Origin of the sequence: Micromonospora sp. WMMA1363, assembly GCF_030345795.1 — a bacterium.
Classification (GTDB): domain Bacteria; phylum Actinomycetota; class Actinomycetes; order Mycobacteriales; family Micromonosporaceae; genus Micromonospora.
On record NZ_JAUALB010000001.1, the window covers coordinates 5,394,391 to 5,414,826 of the forward strand.

Consider the following 20,436-nt stretch of genomic DNA (forward strand, 5'->3'; position numbering starts at 1 on the left):
CGAAAGGAGCACCATGATCAAGCTCGCTGACGCTATCACCCGGTTCACGGTCGAGGTGGACCCGCACCTCGACCGGCAGGCCACCATCCCGATCGTGACCGGACCACAGGTGCAGGGAGACGTGTTCGTCCTGCCCGTCACCACCAGCCACCCGGGCGCCGCCATCCCCGCCGCCGGTATCCCTGTCATCCGCGGCGAGGCAGGAGGGAACACCCACGTCTTGGTCGCCGATGGACCCGCCACCTGGACGCCCGCCGGACCCCACGACGGGGATTTGGTGCTCGGGTTCCTGACCGTGACCGACGGCGCCGTCGCCTACCTGGCGCATCCGGAGCACGGCTACAGCGGCATCGGACTGGGCAGGTACCAGCTATCACGGCAGCGGGAGTACGCCGGCGAGTGGCGAATGGTCGCCGACTGACGCCCCGGAATCCCGCAAGCACGAAAGCGCCCCCCGGCCCGAAGGCCGGGGGGCGCTGTGTTCTTTGGTCGATGCCGGCCGGTCCGGACCCAGCGGCACCGCACCCATGATCCTACCGGGGCGGCACCGCATATACCGGCGCCGACCGCCGGCCGAGCAGCAGCCCGAACCACGGCCACAGGGACTCCAGGGCGCGGACCAGCGCGTAGTAGACGGCCACCGCGGCGGCGACCACACCGGCGGTCAACGCGGTCGACGAACCCTCGTCGAGGACAATCCCGGCCCGGGAGGCCAGCCAGGCGAGGACAGCACCAACCGCGACGGGCACGGCGGTGCGAATCAGTGAGATCAGGTAGTCGTGCAGCACGTCAGTCCTCCTGGGCGTGGGTGAGTCAACGAGGGTCGGCGCCGGTGGCCTGCGCGATCCGCCCCACCTGATCCTTGATCGACCGGCCGCCGTCCGGACGCAGTTCCTCAAGCGCGTCCAGGCGGGACTCGATACGGGCGAGGCGCCCCATCAATCCCGGCCGGCCCTCCGGGTACTCGGGGCTTGGCGGCTCCCCGAGGAGGTCGTCGGCGAGCCGGGAGAGTTTTCGCACGGTCCGGATCATCCAGCCCACCGTCCGGCGTAGCACTTCGGCCGCGGCCCCGATGACGGCGATGGCCCCGGCGGCGTACAGCAGGTGCTCCAGTGCCACACCGCTACTCCGCCAGGCGGCGGGCCAGCTCGTCCGCGACCTGCCCGGCCAGGTCGTCCGGGATCGCCGAGGCGATCGCCTCCGGGGTGAGAGCGGCGAGGATCCCCGCAACCACCTCCTCCTCGCTCACCAGGTCCTTCGCGGCGAGCGCGGCCAGCACCGGTGCGACGGTCAGCGCCTGCAGGTTGGTCCGGATGGCCTTGCCAATGGAACCGGGCCCGGTGTAGGCGAGGTCGCGGTAGGGCTGGCCTTGGGCGGCCACCCACAGGGCGTCGTAGATGCCCCTGGCGGTCGCTGACCGCACCTTGTCGAGGTCTTCGGCGGACAGGGCCATAGCGTCCTCCAGCAGGCCGATGGTGGTGAGGTAGCGGCGGAACAGCGGAGTCTGGTCCCGACCCGCCTTGATCGCGTCCCGGTGGAAGGAGAAGTGCGTGTGGTAGAGGTGCGACAGGTCCCCGGTGGCGCGGCGTCGGAGCCGGTCCCAGCGGCGCACTGTCCGCCCGTCCGGGCTGTAGATGATTTCGCGGATGTCGCGGGTGTCCGGGGCGTTCGCGGCGCACTGGCGGACGCACCAGGTGGAGAAGCTGCGCAGGTCGTGGCCGCTAGCGCGGACCTCGAACATGCCGACGTCCAGGCCGGCGGCGTCGAGGGTCAGCCCGGCCCGGTCCCGCGGCGACTCGATCACCGAGTAGTCGCCGGAGATCACGCGATCCTCACCGCAGTGGTAGCCGCCCCGGTGGTTGGCGTTGCCGACGATGCCGACCTCGCCGCCGGTGAGCCCGTGCGACCCGAGGTGGTCGAGCAGCAGCTCGCGGACCGCGAGGAGGGTGGCGGGTGCGCGGGTCATGTGAAAGCGGGGATGACGGCGACCCACCGATCGTCAACCGCCGCGGTGTCACTGACCGCCCGAAACTGGGTGATCACGTTGTAGTCGGCGCCAGCGGTCAGGCCGGTGACCTTGTGCCATATCGACGCCTGGGCGTACATGTAGGAGCTATTCGTGGTTTGTTTGTACAGTTTGATCGCACGTGCGTCCGACGGCGTGAGTACATCCGTCCCGGACCCGATCGTGGAGCCGGTGCGGACGTAGTCGCTCATCAGTGTGCGGAGTCCCTCCGATGTGCTGTTGTTGCCGACCAGTCCGCCGAACCCGATCCAAACGCTTCCGCTGGTGGGTGGCACGAACGCCACCCCGTGTAAAGTTCCGTCAACATAGCTCGTCGATGTGGTCGTGTCGTTCGCGGTCTCCAACGCGTACACGTCGCCTTCGAAGTCGGTTATCAGGATCTCCTCGCCGGCAAGCGGCATAGCCCCTCCCTCACAACGCGTATCGACCCGGCGACCACAACCTGACGGGTGTGCCCGCGGGGATGCTCTTGGCGACGCCGTTGACCGTCGCCGCGTTGACCGTCGCCGTCTGCGATGCGGTGGTTCCGGAGATCGCGGTAACCCGCACCTGCGCCCCGCCGATGTCCCAGTCCCACGACACCGATCCGTCGATCCACGGCGACCCGACGGTGGTGGTCACCGCCACCGACGTGTCCGTGCCCGCCACATACGGTGACGCCAGCTCGCAGCCACCCGTGTCGTACAGGCTGGTCTCCCACACCCCCACCTGGTAGGGGCCGGCCGGGGAGCACACCAGACGCAGATCCCACACGTACTGGGCGAGCGTCTCCGTGCCCCCCTCCACGTGCTGGTCGATGGTGTCGGGGGGCAGCCACGCCGGCGGGTCGGCGATGGTCAGCCGGTCTCCGACGTCCAGGGCGGCGGCGTCCGCCAGCAGCGCGGTTTTGCCGGCGTTGCCGAGCGCGGCCAGATTGACCCGGATGGTGGGGTAGCGGGCCTCGTCCCAGGTGCCCAGGTGCGCCCGCCACGAAGCCTGAGACGGTAGCCGGGAGTCGGCGGACACGTGCAGCGTCGCCTCGTGGTCGTAGCGGCCGACACCATCCGGCGGGTCCGCCACGGACAGCGGCCCCGATGTCACCTCGTACTGGTGCGACGACCCGCCCGACCGCGACGCGGTGACGTCGTTACAGATATACCGGTCGTCGTCGACTGGCTCCAGCGGCGGCGCGACCTCGCCATCCGCGCCGTAGGTGAGGGCGAGGGTGACCGGCTGGTTGTACAGGGACCGCACCGTCCGGTACGCCAGCCCCAGCACCTCGCGCGGCTCGTACAGGATCCCCCCGTCGGCGTCCTCGCACTGGCGCAGCAGCTCCAGCAGGGTGGCCGTTGACTGCACGCCCATGACCGCCGACTCGTCAGGGTCGCCGACGATGTGACAGGCGATGCCCTCCTCGTGGCACAACCGCTCAACCCGGCGGCCCGCCGTCTCCCCCACATGCCCGATGATGGCCTGCTCAATGAGCAGGGACCAGGTGGCGGCAAGCGGCGCACGCCACACACCGACGTGCCCGCCGCCGGCGGTGTCCGCCGACCTCGACCGGACCAGCAGCCGCTCCGGCACACCGGGCGTGCCGGAAGTGGAGGTGGAGTCGGCCAGACTGCCGTCGATGTACAGCGCGTGGCCGACGTCGCCGCTGCCGGCGTCGTACTCCCACACCTCGATCCAGTGCGGCTCACCGTCGGAATAGTCACCGAAATCGACCAAAATGAGGGTGAGGCTGGACGACTCGGGTGAGCGGTCGATGCCGGTGACCTCGACACCTGACGACGACACCTCCACCGCGATCTCGTCATAGAGGCCGTCCGTGACGTACACCGACAGGACATCCCAGTCGGTGGAGCCTGTGTATTGCACCAGGAGGCGTACGCACCAGTCGTCGCCGGGCATGACGCCGTTGATCGCTCCGGTCAGGCTGCCGGTCTCCTGCGACCAGTCCGGTAGCGGCGCCGAACCAGGGGAGGCGACCGTCGCCCACGCGATGTCACCGGTGGCGCTCAGAGTGCCGCCGCCGGGCAGCCCGGACGCGGCTCTGGTCGTGCCGGACTGGTCCTCCAGCGGCCAGTACGCCACCGGGAGCAGGCTCTGCACGGTCGAGGCTCCGGCAATCGCCCGCCGCAGCGGTGACTTGAGAGGTGACGATCCTTGCTGGAGGCGGCGTAGGATCCCCGCGCCGTTGATGGGCACCCACACGTCGCTGCCGGTGACGTCCCACCGGATGGGCCACGCCGGCACCTCTACCGTGGCCCGAATGCCCCAGTCGTTGACCCCACTGAGCACGTACAGGGCGGCCTGGTTGTCCGCCGCACCGGTCGTCGAGATCCCAGCGAATATCACCGTTTGGGCGCCGGCGAAATTGACCCTGCGCCCCCAGATCCGGGCATGCAGGTAGGTGGTGGTCGAGCCGGCATACAGGCCCTCGATCACGTCTGAGTCGGCGAGGAGGATCCAGCCGCCGTCCCCGCCGTACGGGGCGTCCGGCATAGGAGCGCCGGTGGCGCCCACCCAGCATTGCACCGCCACCAGCCACCAGCCGGCCTGCGTCCCCGGATCCGTGGTCAGGGTGATGTCCGCCAAAGTGTCGTTGGTGGACGACAGCGTCTCCTCCACCGAGATCGAGGAGCCGTGCACGACAGCGGACGCCGACACGTAACCGTGAGACGCGGACGCGGTCGCGGTGCGGGTACCGGTCGCTCCCGCGGTCACCGCCTCGTAGGCGGTGACCATCGTGGAGTAGGTGCCGTCGGTCTCTGATGGTCCGGCCGTCATCGACCCGGGGATCGTGTAGTTGAGCGGATCATCAGCAACCCACGCGGAGATCATCAACCCTGCTGCGGTCGCCGTCACAGACGGGGCGACATGCGACGTCCCCGGTGTACTGGCGCCGCCGGCGGCACCCAGGTGCCCGGTGCCGGTGTACACGCGGGCTCGGGTGTTCCGGGCCAGCACACCGTAGTACGGCCCCGTCGGGTTACGCGGCGAGTAGTCGCCTGTGGTGTTGCGGATCGCCATGTCGCAGGTGGTGGGCGCCGATTCGGAGCCCTCCGACATGCGACCCCGACCGATCGTGATCTGACTGCGGCCGGACAGGACATCACTCGTGATGTCCGTCCAGCCGCCGACATCAAGTTCGACTGTCACGTCCAGCGGATCGGCGGGAAACGCCACGGACACCCCTCCCCGTCAGGCCGGCTGTACTCGGCCCTGTTGTGCCGTGAGCCGGATCGCGCCCGTGCGCACCAAGCCGAGGAACATGTCGGCGAACGCCCGCTCCGTTGGTCCGGCCGAACCAGACTCGACCCGCACCACAAGCTCCCCGCCATTGCCGGATCGGGTGACCCGGGCGGCGGGCACCACCCGCTCCCCGCGGTGGATGACCGCCAGACCGGATTGCAGCACGTCACCACCGGCGGCTAGGTACGGGATGTTCGGTGTGGACAGGGTGCCGCCGCCGACCGAGCCAAGCCCGGGGATGGACACCGAAGGCAGCCGGAACGACAGGCCATTCCACCGCCCGATGATCCAGTTGATCGCCGTCCGGAACGCATCGCGGACACCGCCGAACATGCCTGACGCTGCGCTTCGTATCCGCCCTGGCATGCCACGCACAAACGACACGATCGCGTTGAAACCGGTCCGAATGTTGTTCCACACGGCGCCGGCTGCGTTACGCGCGGTGTTGAACACCCACACGTATACCGACAACCACCGTCTAACCCCGCTGGTCAACACGTTCCAGACGGCCGACGCGGCGCTCTTCAGCCAGGACCACACAGCCGCCGTCGCGTTTTTGAGGCCGTTCCACACGGCAACGTAAATGGCCAGGTAGCGCTTGAGCCCGGTAGCCAGGAAATCCCACACCGCCGCCGCGGCGGACTTGAGCCAGTCCCACACCGCAGCCGCCGCGCTCTTGATCGCACCCCAGGCGACCCGCCAGATCGTCTGGAACCACGTGGTTTTCGTGGCGATCAACACAATGACCGCCACGAGGGCGATCACCGCCAAAATGATCAACACGATTGGGTTGGCGGACATGGCGACATTCAGCAGCCAATGCACCCCCGCCCAAACCTTCGTCGCGGCGGCTGCGACGGTTTGGATCGTCGTCCACGCCGCCGTGACCGCGTTGACGACCAGCATCGTCGCGGCGACCCCGGCGATCACCCCACCGAGAATCATGAACGCCCGGCTGTTCTGCTGGACGAAAACGCCAACTTTCTCGATCGTCGGCACTGACGCGGCCAAGGTCTCGATCAGCGCGACCTGCGCCTTTCGCCGGAACTTGTCCAGCCGGGCACCAGCCGAATCTCCCATCTGCTTCGCGGCCTTGTCAGTCGCGCCGCCGAGCCCGTCCATCGCCTCGGACGCTTTGTCGACATCCAACGCGAAGATCGCCGCCCCCAGATCCTCACCAGGGCCACCGAACAGGCCCTGGATGACCTGAGCGCGCTTCGCCGACGGCGGCATAGCCCGCAGCTTGTCCAGGATCTGGTCAACAGCGCCGGCCGCCCGCGGGCCACCGGCGGCGATGTCAGCCGCCGCCTTCTTCCCGCTCACCCCGAGCGCTTTGAACGCCGCCGACGTCGCCGTCGAACCGTCCACCGCCCGAAGCGACAGCTCCTTCAGCGCGTCAACAACTTTGTCCGCGTTCGGCGCACCAGCCTCGAGGCCCTGCGATACCAGGCCCATCGCTGTCCGACCGTCAACGCCAATCGTTTTCAGGATCGTCGGATACTCGTTCAGCGTGTCTAGGAGATCCTCGTTCATGTTCAGGCCACGCTCGGTGGCTGTCACGAGGATGTCCATCGCCTCCTGCGCCGACCCGGCCATGCCGGTACGCAGCATCTGCGACACCGCGGCGGACACCCGACTGGTGTCCTCCTCCATGACCGCCCCGACGGTCAGCAGGTTCTCCGTCACCTTCTTAGCCGCGTCACCGGACAGATTGTCCAGGTCCACCAGGCCGTTCTGCGCCGCCGTTTTGATCGCCGCAGACACGCCAGGCAAATCCTCACCGAAACCAGCCGCGTACACCTGCCCCGACAGCTTGCCGAGTTGCGCCGCCTGCTCCGGTGTCGCCCCGAGTTGCGCCGCGAGTTTCGCGTCAAGCTTCGACTTCTCGATCGCCTGCGCCACACCACCGGACAGGGCGGCGCCGATAGCCGCGCCAGCAACCAACGCGGTACCACGTAGCTTGTCGAACGCCTTCGATGCCTTGTCCCGGGCGAGGATATTGAAAACGAGGCTTGTATCCGCCACGATGTCACCCCGCCTTCCGGATTTCCTCGCGGATCTGATCCACCGCCGCGCACGCCTGCGCGAACTCGTCCACGGTCAACTCGTCGAGCTGCCGGGGGCTGATGTGCAGATGGTGGGCGATGTCTAGCCAGTAGCGTCGCCGCTGTTCGGCGAGGGCGCTTTTCCCGCCGCACCGTCCAACTCGGCGATCCCCTCGCGGGCCATCGCGTCGGTGATCTCGATGTCGAGGGCAGCGGCCATCTGCTCCCGCATCGACTCGTCGTCGACTTTTGCTTTGGCGAGCCGGTCGCGTAGCTCCAGCAGCTCAGCGACGGAGTGCTCGACCAGTAACTCGGCCATGAGAAAGTCGGGGGTGTCCTCGTAGCGCAGGCGGGGATGTTCGCGGCGGAGGAGGTGCCACAGCAGCACCCTGCGTGCTTTCGCCGACCCGGACCTGACGTCGTTGCGCCACGTGTCCCAGTTCGCGCCGTACCGCTTTTCGATGATCTCCGCTTCGGAGGTGCGCACCCGCTCCGAGTTGAACTCCCACCGCTGCTCGGCCTCGTCCGGTTGATCCTCCGGACGGTATGTCACCCACATGTGCCCAGGTCTCCTGTCGTTTTTACGTCCGGGCGGCGATCCTGGCCGCGGTAGCGTTCATCGCGGCGAGGACCGCCGCCCGGTACTCGGACCGCCGCTCCGTGAGCGGATCGTCGAAATATTTGGGTTTGCCGATCTGCCGCACCCACACGTCACGGCCGTACACCCGGTGCCGCCAGCCCCGCTTACGGTTGAGGCGGCGGGCGGCGAGCGCGAACCCGCGCGGACCGCGTTTCTTGATCCGCACCCGCGCGCCCGTCGACCGGCCGGACAGCCTGGCCTCCGCCTTGAGGTGTTTGAGTACCTCGGTGCGCAGCGGTCCGCCTTCGGTGGGGATCGCACCGGAGGCGGGCATGGCCATCAGCCCGGAGCGGATCTCACCGAGCGCCGGCTGTAGCGCGTCGCGGAGGCTTTGCGCCAGGTCGCGGCGGAGGTGTTTACCGTCTGCTTCGGCTTTGAGCGCGCGGCCGAGCGCCTGTAGCGCCTGCTGGTCGACGGACAGTTCGATCATCGCGGCGGCGTCCAGCCGAGTGAGATCAACACCTCGCGTGTGTGCTCGGGGATGACGACGGTTACCTCGCCGTCGAGGTCGTAACCCTCGACCATCGGAAGGTCCAACTCCAGTACGGCGGGCACACCGGCCGTAGCCCGGAGAGTTAATGTCCGTACAGCATTGGCCACGTCATTCCCGTCGAGCAGGATGCTTCCAACAGCCCCAGACTTACCGACATGAATCTCAGTGCGCATCAGCTTGTGGCCCTAGAGACGGCACCCGATGTTGGCCACGACACGTCCATCTCAGCGACGTCACCGACCGACCCGTTGACGGGCTTCAGTTCCTTGATCAGTACGGAGCCGGAGTACGACGGATTGTTGGTGGACGCCGATGCGGACGTCGGCCTGGTCGCGAACGTCACCACCGTGCCGAAGATCGCCCACAGGTCCTCGTCCAACTCGTTGTCCACATAGTCATTTTTGAACGTGACCGCGAGGGTGCCCTTGGCAAGACCGCCGAGGACCTCCATCCACCCGGCTGACCCGAACGTGGTCACGTCTTTCTCGTCGACCTCTGTGGTCAGCTCGATCTTCGAGCACCAGTCGGAGATGTCGACCGAGTTCAGCGTCAGATGGGTGGTTTTCAGGACAACAGCGGTGTTGGGCATTGCTCCTCCTTCGGGGGCATGACGGACCGCCCGGACACCGCAGGCGCCGGGAAAACTGGAACGGGTCAGATCAGGTGGAGACGCCCAGCGTCACCAGGAACAGGAAACTGGGGTCGGTGCCGGTGATCGTCCACGTGGCCCGATACCAGGTGTCCGTGATCGCCCCGGCGACGCTTTTCGACTGGCCCCCTATCGCGGTGGCCGCGTCGAACGAGATCCGGGTCGTCTCCCCACCCGACCAGGTGTCACTGGCGTCGGACTCGATCACCACCGTGATCGTCGGCGTCGACGTGCCCGACACGGACAGCACGTGCAGGTTCGCGTACAAGTTTTGGCCGGCCGCGACCGCGACGTGCTCGACGCCGGTGCCGTCACCGGTCGTGGTACGGGCCGTGCCCGGCGGGTGCAGTACCACCCCGCGGGTGATGGCCCCTGTGGTCGACGCGTTCGCCTCCCACGGCGCGACATCCCCCACCGCGTCCAGGATCTTGTAGTTGGCTTGCAGCGCCTGTGTCACCCAGCCAACCGCGCCCAGATCGGCGGTGTCGGGGCACCACGACCAGGCGCCGACACCGCCCATGCCCGGCCACAGGTTGTCGTCCACCTGGTCGGAGGTGCCCGCCGACCAGAACCCCGACGCCTGGACCGTGCCTTTGGCGATGCCGCCGATCACGCTGGTCCAGTGCTGACCGGACCCGCTGGACCGATAGACGGTGACGTCTTTCGCTTCCACCTCCGCCACGAACTCCAGCTTGTTGTTGGCGGAGGTGAGGTCGCAGCCGCCGGTGAACAGGCGAACGTCGGTGAGGATCGTCGGGGTTAGAGGCATCAGTCGTCACTCCTCGCCGCGTCGTACGCCCGGCGTGCCGCGTCGGCGAGGGCCTCCCGGACAAGCTTCGGCCGGGCCCGGCCAGGGCGGTTACGCCACGCCTCGTACGCCCCCGCAACGGCCGACATGACCGCCGTTTCACGTCGGGCATCCTCAACAGCCCGGACCGTGGCGGATGTATCGGCTTTGATCTCGGCGGTGGCGCGTTTCGTGATGGGCATATCAGCTCCCTGACCCGACGACGAAAATCTCCAGCTCAGCGCCGGTGAACTGGGTGTCGCCGAAGGTGTAGAGACGGCGACCAGTCACCCGCACCACCCGCAGGTCATGGCAGGCTCCGCCCAGCGTGGGGCTGGCCTCAATGACCTGCTTCAGCGACGTCAACCCCGAGCCGGACAGGTAGTCGTTCAGCTTCTTCTGCGCCGCCCGGTCATCTGACCGGCCGACCAACACGATCGGTTTGATCGTGATCGCGTCCATACCGCGCCCGAACGTTCGATCAAACTCGACGGTCACGTCACCGGGCAAAAACGCAGGCTCAACGATCGCCTCCGCCGCATAGTCGTACGCCGTCAACCCGGGGATCGCCGCTGCGACCACCCCCGCCAGCCCTTCGATTACCGCGTCGAGGTCCATCAGCCCACCGCCGGCACCACGAGATGCGCGATCAACGCCTGCACGTCCGGGTCGATGCGGGACAACCGCACCGTGCCCCACTCGGCGTTACCGACGACCCCTTCCGGGGAGTCCTTCCGCCGGTACAACCGGGCTGCCTGCAACAGACATGCCTGCGTGACAACGTCCGGGACCGCCGGCCACCCCCACCGGGCGGTTACCCGCACCCGAGTGATGCTGCTGGTGTGCCACCGTGCGTTGACCCGCAGCAGATCGGTGACCGGCTCCAGCTTCGCCAACGCGTTGGCTGGTCCGGTCTCCCAGCCGCTGGACCCGACGGACGTCCACGTCGTCGACCCGGCCACCCCCACCTCCACCGTCAACCCGGTCGTGGAGGCGATGTCGTCGACCATCAGCCGTTCGCCGTCCTGGTCGCAGACCACCCGGCCGCGCAGCGGGTAGACGCGCGCCGTCGCGGCAGTGTCCGCCCAGTACCGGCGGCCGGTGTACGCGTCGATACTCCGTGACGCTGACGCGATGGCGCTGGACAGCAGGGCGTCCCGGCCGACGTCCATCGCCAGGCTGGTTGTCGACCCCGCCGCCCGACCAGCCAAAGCGAGTTTCAGGGTGTCGAGGTCGACGTAGAGGGTGGGGGCGGTCGCAGCCGCGGTGACATGGCCGTACGCCACATCCTGGACAGCGCCTGTGACCGTCCACGTCCACCGCCACAGGCCCGCCTCGTCGAGGTCGATCGTGTGCCGGTAGACGCCCGTCGACGGGTTGGTCGGCGTCGGCGTCGCCGCGTTGCCCGACGGGTCAGTCACAGTCAGGACCACTGTGGCGGCCGTCAACACACCATCGGGGTCCCGCGACTGGTACTCGATCGGGTAGCCGTCGCCGACATCGCGGACCGTCACGGCGACCTCCCTAACGACGTCTGATGCACATGACGGCCCGCCGTCCGCGCCGACGTGTCCCGGCCCGGGGCGGAGCGGGATACTCTGCGCGGACCCACACCGTCACCGTCACCAGACGGGATGTCCACGACCGGTGACACGTGGTAGTTGGCGGCGTTACCGGATTCGACCCCGGGGAACGCGAGTTCGGTGGCGAGCCATCCGTTGTCGGCGCCGGCGACCAGCGGGTCATCCGTATGCGGCCAGTCGAAGTTCGTGGTGGCGACATACCGGTTGGGGGTGTAGACACCAGCCCGGTAGTTAGTCCCCGCGACCACGGTAACGGCGGCGTCGAAGGAGACGGTCAGCAGCGCCCCACCAACACCTACCGTGAACGTTTTCGACGCCAGCAGCACCTGATCAGACACCCGCCACAGGGCAGCCGTGCACGTCCCGGTCGGCGCCGTATCCGGCACCCTCCACTGCACCCCAACACACGGCAGCGACAAATTCGTCGCAAAGTCGACCGCGAGGGTGTAGTCCTGACCCGGGTCCTCCAGATCCGGCAGCGCCGGTCCGCCGAAGATAAACGCGAACTCAGCCACCTGACAGCGCCCGATCCACGCCATCGGCGAGCGTCACCGCAGGTTTGTAGTACTGGTACAGCCGGGACGGGTCGCCGACCCTGTACGCCACCCCCGCCGGCCTGTCCAGCCGGAACTCGAACTCCGGCTCATAGCCGACCTGCTCGCAGGCCATGCCAGCCAGGTCGAGCATCGACGTGCCGATACCGGTGCACAGGTTGACCGGCTCCTCGGTGCCGGACTCGACGACCGCCAGCGCCCCGGCGATCACGTCGTCGATGTGGATCCAGTCGCGGACCTGCTGGCCGTCACCCCAGATCGTGTACGGGTCCTCACGCCGGCGGGCCCGCTCAACCAACGCCCGGAACGGGAAATCCTCCGTCTGGTCGGCGCCGTAGCCGCTAAACGGGCGGACCACGGTTACCGGCAGCCCCGCCTTCCTGGCGGCGGCGGCGAGCCGCTCACCGGTCACCTTCGCCCACCCGTACACCGCATCGGGCTCCCGCACAGCAGCGAGGGCGATAGCGTCCTCGACCAGAGATCCCCACTTCGGGTCCGTTTGCAGATCCAGCGGGTAGGCCGCCGAGCTGGACAGGTACAGCACCCGCCCCTGCCCGGTGCGCACCGCCCAGTCGAACATGGCCGCATCAAGCTGTACGTTGCGGGCGAAGTGCACCGGCTGGCTGTCGATCGCCGCCCGATGCGGCGATGACGCGGCGGCGTGCACAACCAGATCGAAGCGGTCACGCTCGAAGGTGAACACGTGCAGCGCGTCCAGGCCGTCAACGATGTCGCAGCACTGGACGTCCCAGCCGCGGCGCCGCAGTTCGACCACCATGTGCCGGCCCACGAAACCCGCCGAGCCGGTGACCAGCGCCCTCACGGCGTCTCCCCGTAGCCGAGCGTCCACGCGAGATCTCGTGCCGCCCCAACCAGCTCCCGGTCCTCGAAATCCGCCCAGCCGACCTCATGCCGGCGGCCAGTCGCGTCACGCAGGTTCGGAAAATCGTTCGCCACGTAACCCACCTCCCGCAGCACGTCCGGCGCCCGCGACACATCGTCGACGCCGGCCCACCGCAGCAACCGTGTGAACTGCGCGACACCGAACCGCTCGACCCGGAACAACAGCTCGGCGTGCCGCAGCGCACCCCGGTTCAGCGCCAGCCAGGTGTACAGCGCCGCGTCCTGCTCGCTCGCCTGCTCGTACACCTCCGGCGCGAACCCCCGCAACGTGGCGTGCACAGGGTTCGCCGCCCCAACAACATCGTCGAAAAACCCCAACCCGAGGAGGCTGTTCACCACCCGCAGTGGATGCCGGACAACCAGCACCGTCGGATGCGGGAACCGCTCCAGGAGCGGCACGGCCTGCCACGACGAATCCGCCTGGTAGTGCCGCCAATCGGGGCCGCCGGTAGCGGCAATCGTGTCCTCGGTACGAAAATCAAAAACGGACTCATGCCCGCACGGAATCCCGGCGACGGTGAGCAGCCGCGACAGGTAGGTGGTCCCACAGCGGCCCGACCCGGTGACCACGAACCTCATCGACACGCCCAGATCTGGAAGTTGTACTGGCCGCCGGCGAGACGCATGTCCAGCGACGCGAACACGTCCGGCACGAATCCCGCGGAACGCAGCATCTGGTCCACCGCCGTGGCGTCCCAGCCCCAGACGTGCTCAGGGTTGGTGTCATCGGTTTCGCCGTCCGGCGTCGACAGCAGCAGCCGCTGGGTTTGCGGCCGGATCGCCGCCAACACCGCATCCGGGTCGTCCAGGTGCTCGATCGTCTCCGTGCACAGAAAGAGGTCAACCGATTCGATCTGGTTGATCGTCTCCTCGATCGGGCCCGTGAGCTCGTATCCAGGCGCCAGGTCGCCGAGCACCAGCCGCGCACCATGCGAGCGGCGCAACCGCATGGCGACCGCCGCGTCACCACACGACAGGTCACCCACCGTGGCCCCGTACGCCAGCACGTTACGGGCGACAGCGGTCGTGACATCAACACGGATGCGATGGTCAATCCACTGGTCATGCTGGTGCGGACGGCTGTACATCCGCCTTAGCCTGGGCCCTTCGTTAAGGGCGGTCCACATCGTGGATCATGAAAGGAAAGGTGCCTTCTGACCTGGGAAGATAGGACTTGCTGAGGGTCTCATCTATCCCGAGGGAAGGCACCTGTCAGGTGAAGAGTACCGGAACACGACCGAAGATCATCGTCAGTAGCGATGGACGTGGCGTGGTCGGCCACGCGGGTGCCCGTTTGCTGGCCGACATCGCGGACGTAACCGGGTTGACCGGCGGGTTCAGCGAGGCCCTGGCCAGGCTGCGGCAGCGGCAGGGCGGGCATGACCCGGGTCGGGTCGCCGTGGACCTCGCGGTGATGATCGCCGACGGTGGTGAGGCGATCAGCGATCTGGCGGTGCTGCGGGACCAAGCGGGGCTGTTCGGCGCGGTCGCCTCGGATCCTACCGCGTGGCGGGTGCTGTCTGGTGTGGATGATGCTGTTCTGGCCAGGCTGCGGATGGCCCGCGCTGCCGCGCGGGAGTTGGCGTGGGCGCAGTCGGCCGAGACCCGCGACGGGCTGCCGGTGTCGATGGCGGCTGGTGCGCCGGTGTCTGGGCTGGTGCTGGATCTGGACGCCTCGATCGTGATCTGCCACTCGGAGAAGGAGCAGGCGTCCAAGACGTGGAAGAAGACCTTCGGATATCACCCGTTGTTCTGCTTCCTGGACAACACCCGGGAGGCGTTGTCCGGGCTGCTGCGCGCCGGGCGGGCGGGGTCGAACACCACCGCCGATCACATCAGCGTTCTCGACGACGCCCTGGCGCAGATCCCCGACGTCCACCGGTACGGCACCGACATCCTCGTCCGCTCGGATTCGGCCGGCTGCACGTACGGGTTCCTGCGCCATATCCGGTCGTTGCGTGAGCACGGTATGAACACGTTCTTCTCCGTCGGGGTGGCCATCGGGGAGGCGATCCGCGACGCGATCAAGCAGGCTGCGGGGCACCCCGAGCAGTGGGTACCGGCCCTGAACGCCGACGGCCAGCCACGCGACGGCGCCCAGGTATGCGAGATCACCGGCCTACTACCGGCCGACCTGCGGGCCAACTACCCCGACGGCACCCGGTTCATCGTGCGCCGGGAACGCCCGCACCCCGGCGCACAACTGTCGCTGTTCGACACCATCGAAGGCTTCCGCCACCAGGTGATGGCCACCGACACCGGCCCCGGCAACGGATCCATCCAGCATCTGGAGGCCCGCCACCGCGCTCACGCCCGCGTCGAGGACCGCATCCGCACGGGCAAGGACACCGGGTTCGGCCGCTTCCCATCCCGGGTGTTCGCCATCAACGCCGCCTGGCTGGAACTCGCCTTGTGCGCCATCGACCTGCTTGCCTGGACCCAACACCTGCTGCTCGACGGCGACCTCGCCACCGCCGAACCCAAGACACTGCGCTACCGACTGCTGCACGTCGCCGCCCGCATCACCCGCTCGGCCCGCCGCACGAAGCTGCGCATCGCCGAAGGCTGGCCCTGGGCCGACCAGCTCGTCACCGCGTTCGACCGGCTGGCCGTGCTGCCCCAGCCCGTCACCTGAACCCCAACCCCACGCCCCGACGAGTACCCCCATGGAGGAACCCGGCCACCGCGTCGGGTCCTCGCCGTGCCCATACCCCGATCGATCACCAAATGAAGATCAACAAATGCAAACAGGGCCTTGATCAACAGTTAGCGAAAGACTGAGGTTAGGTCGTCCCCGGTCGGCGTCGGACGCAGCCGCCGGCGCATCACTGTCGCACCGCCAGGAGCACCTGGAACGGGCCAACCGACCGCTGCCGCTGCACCACCCATCCGCCCTGCTCCACCAGCATGCGGTAGCCCTCGTGGTCCCACGCCCACGTGTGATGCTCGTAGGCGGTGCCGGGGCGCTCCTGCCACGGCGACGAGCACACCAACGCCCGGGCGTGCTCACCGACGGTCCGCACGAACGCGTGCGGGTCGACGAGGTGCTCCAGCATCTCCGTGCACACGGCGATGTCCGCCCACTCGATCGGGTCGGTGAGGACATCGCCGTAGCGCACGTCCACACCCCGACCCTTAGCGGCGGCCAGGTTGGCCGGCATCAGGTCGTAGCCCCAGCCGGTCATGGCCGGGCCGAGCAGCGACAGCAGACCACCGTCACCGGCGCCGAGATCAACCACCGTCCGGTAGCCGCGGGTCGCGGCGGTGAGCGCCACGAATCCGGCGGACGCCATGAGCCGCGCCCGGTGTGCGTCCTGCTCCAGGTGCGGTGCGTGCTCGCGGTCTCGATACCAGGCGGCGGTAGTGCACTCCGGGACCGTGCCCGCCGGGAACAGCCTCCACTCATGCGCCGACACGAGCACCCCGCAACCCGGCCACCGCCGCCACATCAGCGGTCATCCGCGTCCCGCAATAGTTTAGGTAGGCGGCCTCATCTTTGGCGTACATCCGCCGGTCGTTGACCCGCTCATACCCGGCGTCCATGTCCGCCTTACCGGCGTACGGGTGCATGTGCTCAACAACCACATCCGGTAGGTAGCGGATACAGCCGGCGGCACGGCCGAGGCCAAGCCAGAAATTGTCGACGTACATGTGGGTGAGGCTGGGTGGGGCCATGTAGCCGAGCGCGCGGATGATGTCGGCCGTCATGGCGCACTGGGTGGGCAGCCGCTCGCCCTGGTAGCGGTCGTCGCCGTAGACGATGCCGGTACCCAACTCGCGCAACGCGTCCAGATACGCCTGATCCCAGCCCTTCGTACGGGGCCGGTGATCATCGCCCTGGAAGCCGACCGCAACGGGCGGTGGCGACCCCAGCAGATCCCTGTTGAGCAGATAGTCCGCTGCGGCGTTCAGTGCCTCGACCATCGTGTGCGTCGGACTCGTGATCTTCCAGCCGGGATATTCACCACCAGTCGAATCCGACTCGTCGACCGCGAACAGCAGCTTGGTATCCGCTATGCACGTGACCGCGAACGCGCGCGCCAGCTCTTCAGCCGCCTGCGGCCGGCCACGCGACGGAACGACAACGACAAGATCAGCCATCGCGGCCCGCCCGCGGCGCCCTCCGACCAGCCAACTTCGGCAACACCGGACGCACCGGCTCCGGCTCCGCCGCCGCGAACTTGTCCCGATTCGCGTCATAAAACGCGCGCTGCTTCGGGTCATCCAAGTTCCACACGTCGCCTGGGTGCAGCCGCACCGAAGTCCCGTTGAAACCAACAAACCCGCTGAACGCCACAATCGCCGTGTTGCCGCTCACTGCACACTCCCTGGCTTCACCGGAGTCAACAAACCCCGCTCAATGAAATAGGCATCCATGTTCAACTCGCGGGACTTGATATGGCCGAGATGCACGCCCGTGTTCACATACACCGGGATCCCAGCCAAAGCGGCTCGCCAACAGAACGTGATGTCCTCACCCACCGGCGTACCATCATGCTCCGTCTCCTGAAACCACGGATAGGCGGCGTTGAAGCCCTTCTCTGGCCTACGCGGATGGTCGAAATCCCGCATGAGCTCCAACGCCGACCGGTGCATCAGCAGACACGCACCACCCGTAGCCGCCACCTGCCACATACAGTCCGGCTTCCACTCGTGATACCGGATCACCTGCGGATGATGCTCATCACCGGCAAACCCATACAAAGTCGGCTGAATATCGCCGTGCTCATCAAAACCGAAACACAAGCCACCCACGATCGGCGCCTTCTGCGGATCCGCCTGATCCAGCAGCCGCTCCAGGGTGTCCGGCCGGAACGTCATGTCCGAGTCGACCATCCACAGCCACTCGGCCTCACCGAACTCCAAGAACTTCTTCACCAAGCCATTACGTGGCCCGGCAACGTTCGTGCCCGCCTGCACCGCCAGCCGACCACCACCGTTGACAATCCGACGATGCATCGCCATGTCATAAATCAGCAGGTCAAGCACACTCTCCATAAACGCGCCGTCGACCTGACCGGGGTGCAGGTAGGCCATGACGACCTTCTCCTGCGTCCTGTCCATAACTTCCTCCCAGGTAGGCGGAAGGGCCCGGCCACCTGGGAGCCGAGCCCTTCCACGACCCCACACGTATTGCGCGGGGAGCTTGCTTACTGAACCGCGTTACCCGCCTGCCGCGCCTCCCGCTCACGGAACGCCGCCGCGATCCGCTCCGCATTCGCCGCAGCGGCGGCGTACGGATTCTGTGCCACCGTGACCGCCGGCGCGTCAAGCCGAACAGGCACCGGAGACGGGGCCGTCGTCGCCTCAACAGTCGAGGCAGACACCGGAAGATCAGGCATCAGAAGACTCCTTCTTCTTCGGCCCAGCAGGGCCGAACAACGGCACCTGTCGGTGTCGCCGGACGTAGCGGGCTGCCGCCTCGATGATGTCGGGGTCATCCTTAAGCATGCCGATAGCGCGGTTGCACGCCTGGCAGAGCAGTCCGCGGACATGGCCGGTCACGTGATCATGATCCACGCAAAAAGACAGGTCCGAGCGGGCCCGATTCGATCCCGGCGAGATACTCCTACACACCGCGCAACGGCCGTCCTGCTTCACCAGCAGTTGGGCGTACTCCTCGATGGTCATTCCATACCAGTCGAGCAAGTTCTTGCGCCGGCGGATGTTGGTCTTACTCCACTCGGCCTGACCGAACGGAGCGCGCTCGCGTTCTGCGCCACCAGCCGATCCACGTCGAAGGACACGCTTACGGTGCATCTGGCAGTGCTGGCCATCGCCGCCAGCAGTGCGATCCCGGCCGCACCCTTCAACCTTGCAGATTCGCTCGTGCTCGTACTGCCTGATAGCGATCTCCATCGGCATGCCCTTGTCTCGCCGGTAGAGATGCCCACTGCATAGACCGTGAGCTTTGTGCTTGCGGTCGCATCCCTCGATGCTGCACGTCTTACCCTGGGACATGTCGGGTACCTCTCACGTAGGCGCTCGGCGGAGGCCGGAGAGATGCACCTCTCCGGCCTCACCATGGTACACCTACTGGAGGCCGTGTCTAAGGTGGACGCTAGCCAAGGGCAGTCGCTGCCGCAACCTCGTTGAGCTGCAAGAGACGGAATGCCGACGCGTCAACCACGTCGGCACCGACACGCCAAAAACTGTACCATCCGCCCTGTCCGGTAGGCCTGCCATTGCCCGTGGACTTCACCATTGGGTCGTAGATGACCGACATGCCCACCCTGTCCACAATGTAGTATTCGGCGAAGTTCCCGGCGAGGAGGATGTTCGCGCCAGTGCTGACCACGCTGGTCATCGTCGAGCACTCGTACTGCGGCTGGCCAAGCAGCTGATTCGGCACGCCCATACCGAGGTTCGCCCAGAAGGCGCTGCCGCCGGAGGTGTCGAACTGCCGAATCAGGGAGAAGATCTTCTTGTTGGCGATCCAGCTTGCCTGCGACGCGTCGCGAGCCCGCAGCGCGTCGGACGTGTTGTACACGTCGCCGACCACAAAAGCGTTGGTCGTCAGTGACGTGACAATGGACGCGGTAACGGCGGCGACCGCGGCGACGACACCACGCGGAATGGTCGCACCGGTGTTCGCCGTCGCGAACGCCGCCTCCTCAAGACGGACCTTGGCGTCGGCGAGGAGCCGGCCCAGTTCGGCGGCGAACCCGCTGTCGGCGAGCACCTCGTAGGAGCCGAACACCCAAGCGTCAGCCTTCTTCGGGGTGATCGTCGGCTGGGCCAGGGTCGGCGACGCGTCGGCCGCTTCGACGCCTTCCGCCGTCCACTCGGCGCTGACGCCGGCGGAGGTGACGCCGTTCCACGTGTCCGTCGCGATCGTCTTGATCGTGGAGATCGACCGCAGTGGGCCGGCGATACCCGCGTTGGTCAAGATGATCGTCGGATCCAACGTGAAGGGGACCAAATACCCACCATTTGCGTCTGTAAGGGACATAGCGGCACGCAGCGCCTCACCAACATAGGTGCCACGGGAGGCGACGTACTCGCGGAACTGCTCGTGGTACTCCGGGCTTCCGGTGAGGAGCATGTGCCGGGCGATCAGCGGGGCGTGCCGGTTGTCCAGGTGGACCAGGCCGGTGAGCCGCTCCTTGGCCCGGTCGTCGACATGCCGGGGGGCACGCTCGATAGCCGCGTCCGCGCGAGAAATCGCGTCGGTCGAGTTGAACGGTCCGTGGCCCCACAGGGAGCGGACCAGCTCCTCCTGGTTGAGGGACTCGTACGGGTCGACCTTGCGCATCACCTCGGGGCCGCGTCGGCGAGCATCCGGCGCGGAACCCTCCTCAACGTTGGCCGGCTTGAGGGCTGCGCGCATCACCTCGGCGACCTTCGCCTCACGGTCAATCGCTTTGTCGTAGTCGGCCTTCTTGGTGTCCCATTCGACGAGCAGCGCCTCGGCGCGGGCCAGCTCGTCGTCAGTCGGCTCCTCGGAATCCTCGATGACCTTGATCTCGGACCGGAGGATCTCCATTTCCTCGGCGAGCGCCTCGGACTGCTTGCGTGCCAC

At 67.4% G+C, this 20,436-nt stretch carries 27 protein-coding genes; 2 read left to right on the forward strand and 25 right to left on the reverse strand.

Annotated features, from left to right (window positions below):
- Positions 1–13: 13 nt before the first annotated feature.
- Positions 14–421, forward strand: a complete 408-nt coding sequence (locus tag QTQ03_RS25240) for a DUF8820 family protein (RefSeq protein ID WP_289280221.1) — start codon at positions 14–16, stop codon at positions 419–421.
- A 112-nt stretch (positions 422–533) separates the two neighbouring features.
- Here QTQ03_RS25240 and QTQ03_RS25245 read toward each other — a convergent pair whose 3' ends face one another.
- The 18 genes from QTQ03_RS25245 to QTQ03_RS25330 all read right to left on the reverse strand — a co-directional run bounded on the left by QTQ03_RS25245 (position 534) and on the right by QTQ03_RS25330 (position 14,002).
- The gene (locus tag QTQ03_RS25245) at positions 534–788 is read right to left on the reverse strand and encodes a hypothetical protein (RefSeq protein WP_289280222.1); all 255 of its coding nucleotides are present in this window, start codon (positions 786–788) and stop codon (positions 534–536) included.
- A gap of 25 nt (positions 789–813) precedes the next feature.
- Positions 814–1,113: a hypothetical protein gene (locus QTQ03_RS25250; RefSeq protein ID WP_289280982.1), complete on the reverse strand. Its 300-nt coding sequence runs from the start codon at positions 1,111–1,113 to the stop codon at positions 814–816.
- A gap of 10 nt (positions 1,114–1,123) precedes the next feature.
- Positions 1,124–1,966: a hypothetical protein gene (locus QTQ03_RS25255; RefSeq protein WP_289280223.1), complete on the reverse strand. Its 843-nt coding sequence runs from the start codon at positions 1,964–1,966 to the stop codon at positions 1,124–1,126.
- Positions 1,963–2,427 carry a hypothetical protein gene (locus tag QTQ03_RS25260; protein WP_289278865.1) on the reverse strand — a complete coding sequence of 155 codons (465 nt, stop codon included), beginning with the start codon at positions 2,425–2,427 and terminating at the stop codon, positions 1,963–1,965. The genes QTQ03_RS25255 and QTQ03_RS25260 overlap by 4 nt, the downstream gene beginning before the upstream one ends.
- A 10-nt stretch (positions 2,428–2,437) precedes the next feature.
- The gene (locus tag QTQ03_RS25265) at positions 2,438–5,194 is read right to left on the reverse strand and encodes a hypothetical protein (RefSeq protein WP_289280224.1); all 2,757 of its coding nucleotides are present in this window, start codon (positions 5,192–5,194) and stop codon (positions 2,438–2,440) included.
- A 15-nt stretch (positions 5,195–5,209) separates the two neighbouring features.
- Complete coding sequence (locus QTQ03_RS25270) at positions 5,210–7,285, reverse strand: phage tail tape measure protein (RefSeq protein WP_289280225.1); 2,076 nt, start codon at positions 7,283–7,285, stop codon at positions 5,210–5,212.
- Between the two features lie 123 nt (positions 7,286–7,408).
- Positions 7,409–7,864 carry a hypothetical protein gene (locus QTQ03_RS25275; RefSeq protein ID WP_289280226.1) on the reverse strand — a complete coding sequence of 152 codons (456 nt, stop codon included), beginning with the start codon at positions 7,862–7,864 and terminating at the stop codon, positions 7,409–7,411.
- 22 nt (positions 7,865–7,886) lie between these two features.
- Positions 7,887–8,375, reverse strand: a complete 489-nt coding sequence (locus QTQ03_RS25280) for a hypothetical protein (RefSeq protein WP_289280227.1) — start codon at positions 8,373–8,375, stop codon at positions 7,887–7,889.
- Positions 8,372–8,500, reverse strand: coding sequence for a hypothetical protein (locus QTQ03_RS25285; RefSeq protein WP_289280228.1), 129 nt, complete (start codon positions 8,498–8,500; stop codon positions 8,372–8,374). The genes QTQ03_RS25280 and QTQ03_RS25285 overlap by 4 nt, the downstream gene beginning before the upstream one ends.
- Before the next feature lie 110 nt (positions 8,501–8,610).
- Positions 8,611–9,027 (reverse strand): hypothetical protein, encoded by a 417-nt coding sequence (locus tag QTQ03_RS25290; RefSeq protein ID WP_289280229.1) that lies wholly within the window; start codon positions 9,025–9,027, stop codon positions 8,611–8,613.
- 70 nt (positions 9,028–9,097) lie between these two features.
- The gene (locus QTQ03_RS25295) at positions 9,098–9,856 is read right to left on the reverse strand and encodes a hypothetical protein (RefSeq protein WP_289280230.1); all 759 of its coding nucleotides are present in this window, start codon (positions 9,854–9,856) and stop codon (positions 9,098–9,100) included.
- Complete coding sequence (locus tag QTQ03_RS25300; RefSeq protein ID WP_289280231.1) at positions 9,856–10,077, reverse strand: hypothetical protein; 222 nt, start codon at positions 10,075–10,077, stop codon at positions 9,856–9,858. Before QTQ03_RS25300 ends, QTQ03_RS25295 begins: the two co-directional genes overlap by 1 nt.
- 1 nt (position 10,078) lies before the next feature.
- The gene (locus QTQ03_RS25305; protein ID WP_289280232.1) at positions 10,079–10,492 is read right to left on the reverse strand and encodes a hypothetical protein; all 414 of its coding nucleotides are present in this window, start codon (positions 10,490–10,492) and stop codon (positions 10,079–10,081) included.
- On the reverse strand, positions 10,492–11,388 hold the full coding sequence (locus QTQ03_RS25310; protein WP_289280233.1) for a hypothetical protein: 897 nt from the start codon (positions 11,386–11,388) through the stop codon (positions 10,492–10,494). Before QTQ03_RS25310 ends, QTQ03_RS25305 begins: the two co-directional genes overlap by 1 nt.
- Positions 11,385–11,972: a DUF4082 domain-containing protein gene (locus QTQ03_RS25315; RefSeq protein WP_289280234.1), complete on the reverse strand. Its 588-nt coding sequence runs from the start codon at positions 11,970–11,972 to the stop codon at positions 11,385–11,387. The genes QTQ03_RS25310 and QTQ03_RS25315 overlap by 4 nt, the downstream gene beginning before the upstream one ends.
- Complete coding sequence (locus QTQ03_RS25320) at positions 11,965–12,834, reverse strand: NAD-dependent epimerase/dehydratase family protein (RefSeq protein WP_289280235.1); 870 nt, start codon at positions 12,832–12,834, stop codon at positions 11,965–11,967. The genes QTQ03_RS25315 and QTQ03_RS25320 overlap by 8 nt, the downstream gene beginning before the upstream one ends.
- Positions 12,831–13,499: a sulfotransferase family protein gene (locus QTQ03_RS25325; RefSeq protein ID WP_289280236.1), complete on the reverse strand. Its 669-nt coding sequence runs from the start codon at positions 13,497–13,499 to the stop codon at positions 12,831–12,833. The genes QTQ03_RS25320 and QTQ03_RS25325 overlap by 4 nt, the downstream gene beginning before the upstream one ends.
- On the reverse strand, positions 13,490–14,002 hold the full coding sequence (locus QTQ03_RS25330; RefSeq protein WP_289280237.1) for a class I SAM-dependent methyltransferase: 513 nt from the start codon (positions 14,000–14,002) through the stop codon (positions 13,490–13,492). Before QTQ03_RS25330 ends, QTQ03_RS25325 begins: the two co-directional genes overlap by 10 nt.
- 128 nt (positions 14,003–14,130) lie before the next feature.
- Between QTQ03_RS25330 and QTQ03_RS25335 the strand changes: the two genes are divergently transcribed.
- A complete protein-coding gene (locus QTQ03_RS25335; RefSeq protein ID WP_502889681.1) occupies positions 14,131–15,549 on the forward strand; it encodes an IS1380 family transposase in 1,419 nt (472 codons plus the stop codon).
- Between the two features lie 190 nt (positions 15,550–15,739).
- On the opposite strand, the gene QTQ03_RS25340 is transcribed toward QTQ03_RS25335, so the two are convergent.
- From QTQ03_RS25340 to QTQ03_RS25370, 7 genes are all read right to left on the reverse strand, one after another.
- On the reverse strand, positions 15,740–16,330 hold the full coding sequence (locus QTQ03_RS25340; protein WP_289280238.1) for a methyltransferase domain-containing protein: 591 nt from the start codon (positions 16,328–16,330) through the stop codon (positions 15,740–15,742).
- A complete protein-coding gene (locus QTQ03_RS25345) occupies positions 16,317–17,015 on the reverse strand; it encodes a hypothetical protein (protein WP_289280239.1) in 699 nt (232 codons plus the stop codon). The genes QTQ03_RS25340 and QTQ03_RS25345 overlap by 14 nt, the downstream gene beginning before the upstream one ends.
- Complete coding sequence (locus QTQ03_RS25350) at positions 17,008–17,232, reverse strand: hypothetical protein (RefSeq protein ID WP_289280240.1); 225 nt, start codon at positions 17,230–17,232, stop codon at positions 17,008–17,010. The genes QTQ03_RS25345 and QTQ03_RS25350 overlap by 8 nt, the downstream gene beginning before the upstream one ends.
- Positions 17,229–17,978, reverse strand: coding sequence for a glycosyltransferase family 2 protein (locus tag QTQ03_RS25355; RefSeq protein WP_289280241.1), 750 nt, complete (start codon positions 17,976–17,978; stop codon positions 17,229–17,231). The genes QTQ03_RS25350 and QTQ03_RS25355 overlap by 4 nt, the downstream gene beginning before the upstream one ends.
- A gap of 86 nt (positions 17,979–18,064) precedes the next feature.
- The gene (locus QTQ03_RS25360) at positions 18,065–18,256 is read right to left on the reverse strand and encodes a hypothetical protein (RefSeq protein ID WP_289280242.1); all 192 of its coding nucleotides are present in this window, start codon (positions 18,254–18,256) and stop codon (positions 18,065–18,067) included.
- Complete coding sequence (locus QTQ03_RS25365) at positions 18,249–18,779, reverse strand: endonuclease VII domain-containing protein (protein ID WP_289280243.1); 531 nt, start codon at positions 18,777–18,779, stop codon at positions 18,249–18,251. The genes QTQ03_RS25360 and QTQ03_RS25365 overlap by 8 nt, the downstream gene beginning before the upstream one ends.
- Positions 18,780–18,975: 196 nt before the next feature.
- Positions 18,976–20,436, reverse strand: a complete 1,461-nt coding sequence (locus QTQ03_RS25370) for a phage major capsid protein (protein WP_289280244.1) — start codon at positions 20,434–20,436, stop codon at positions 18,976–18,978.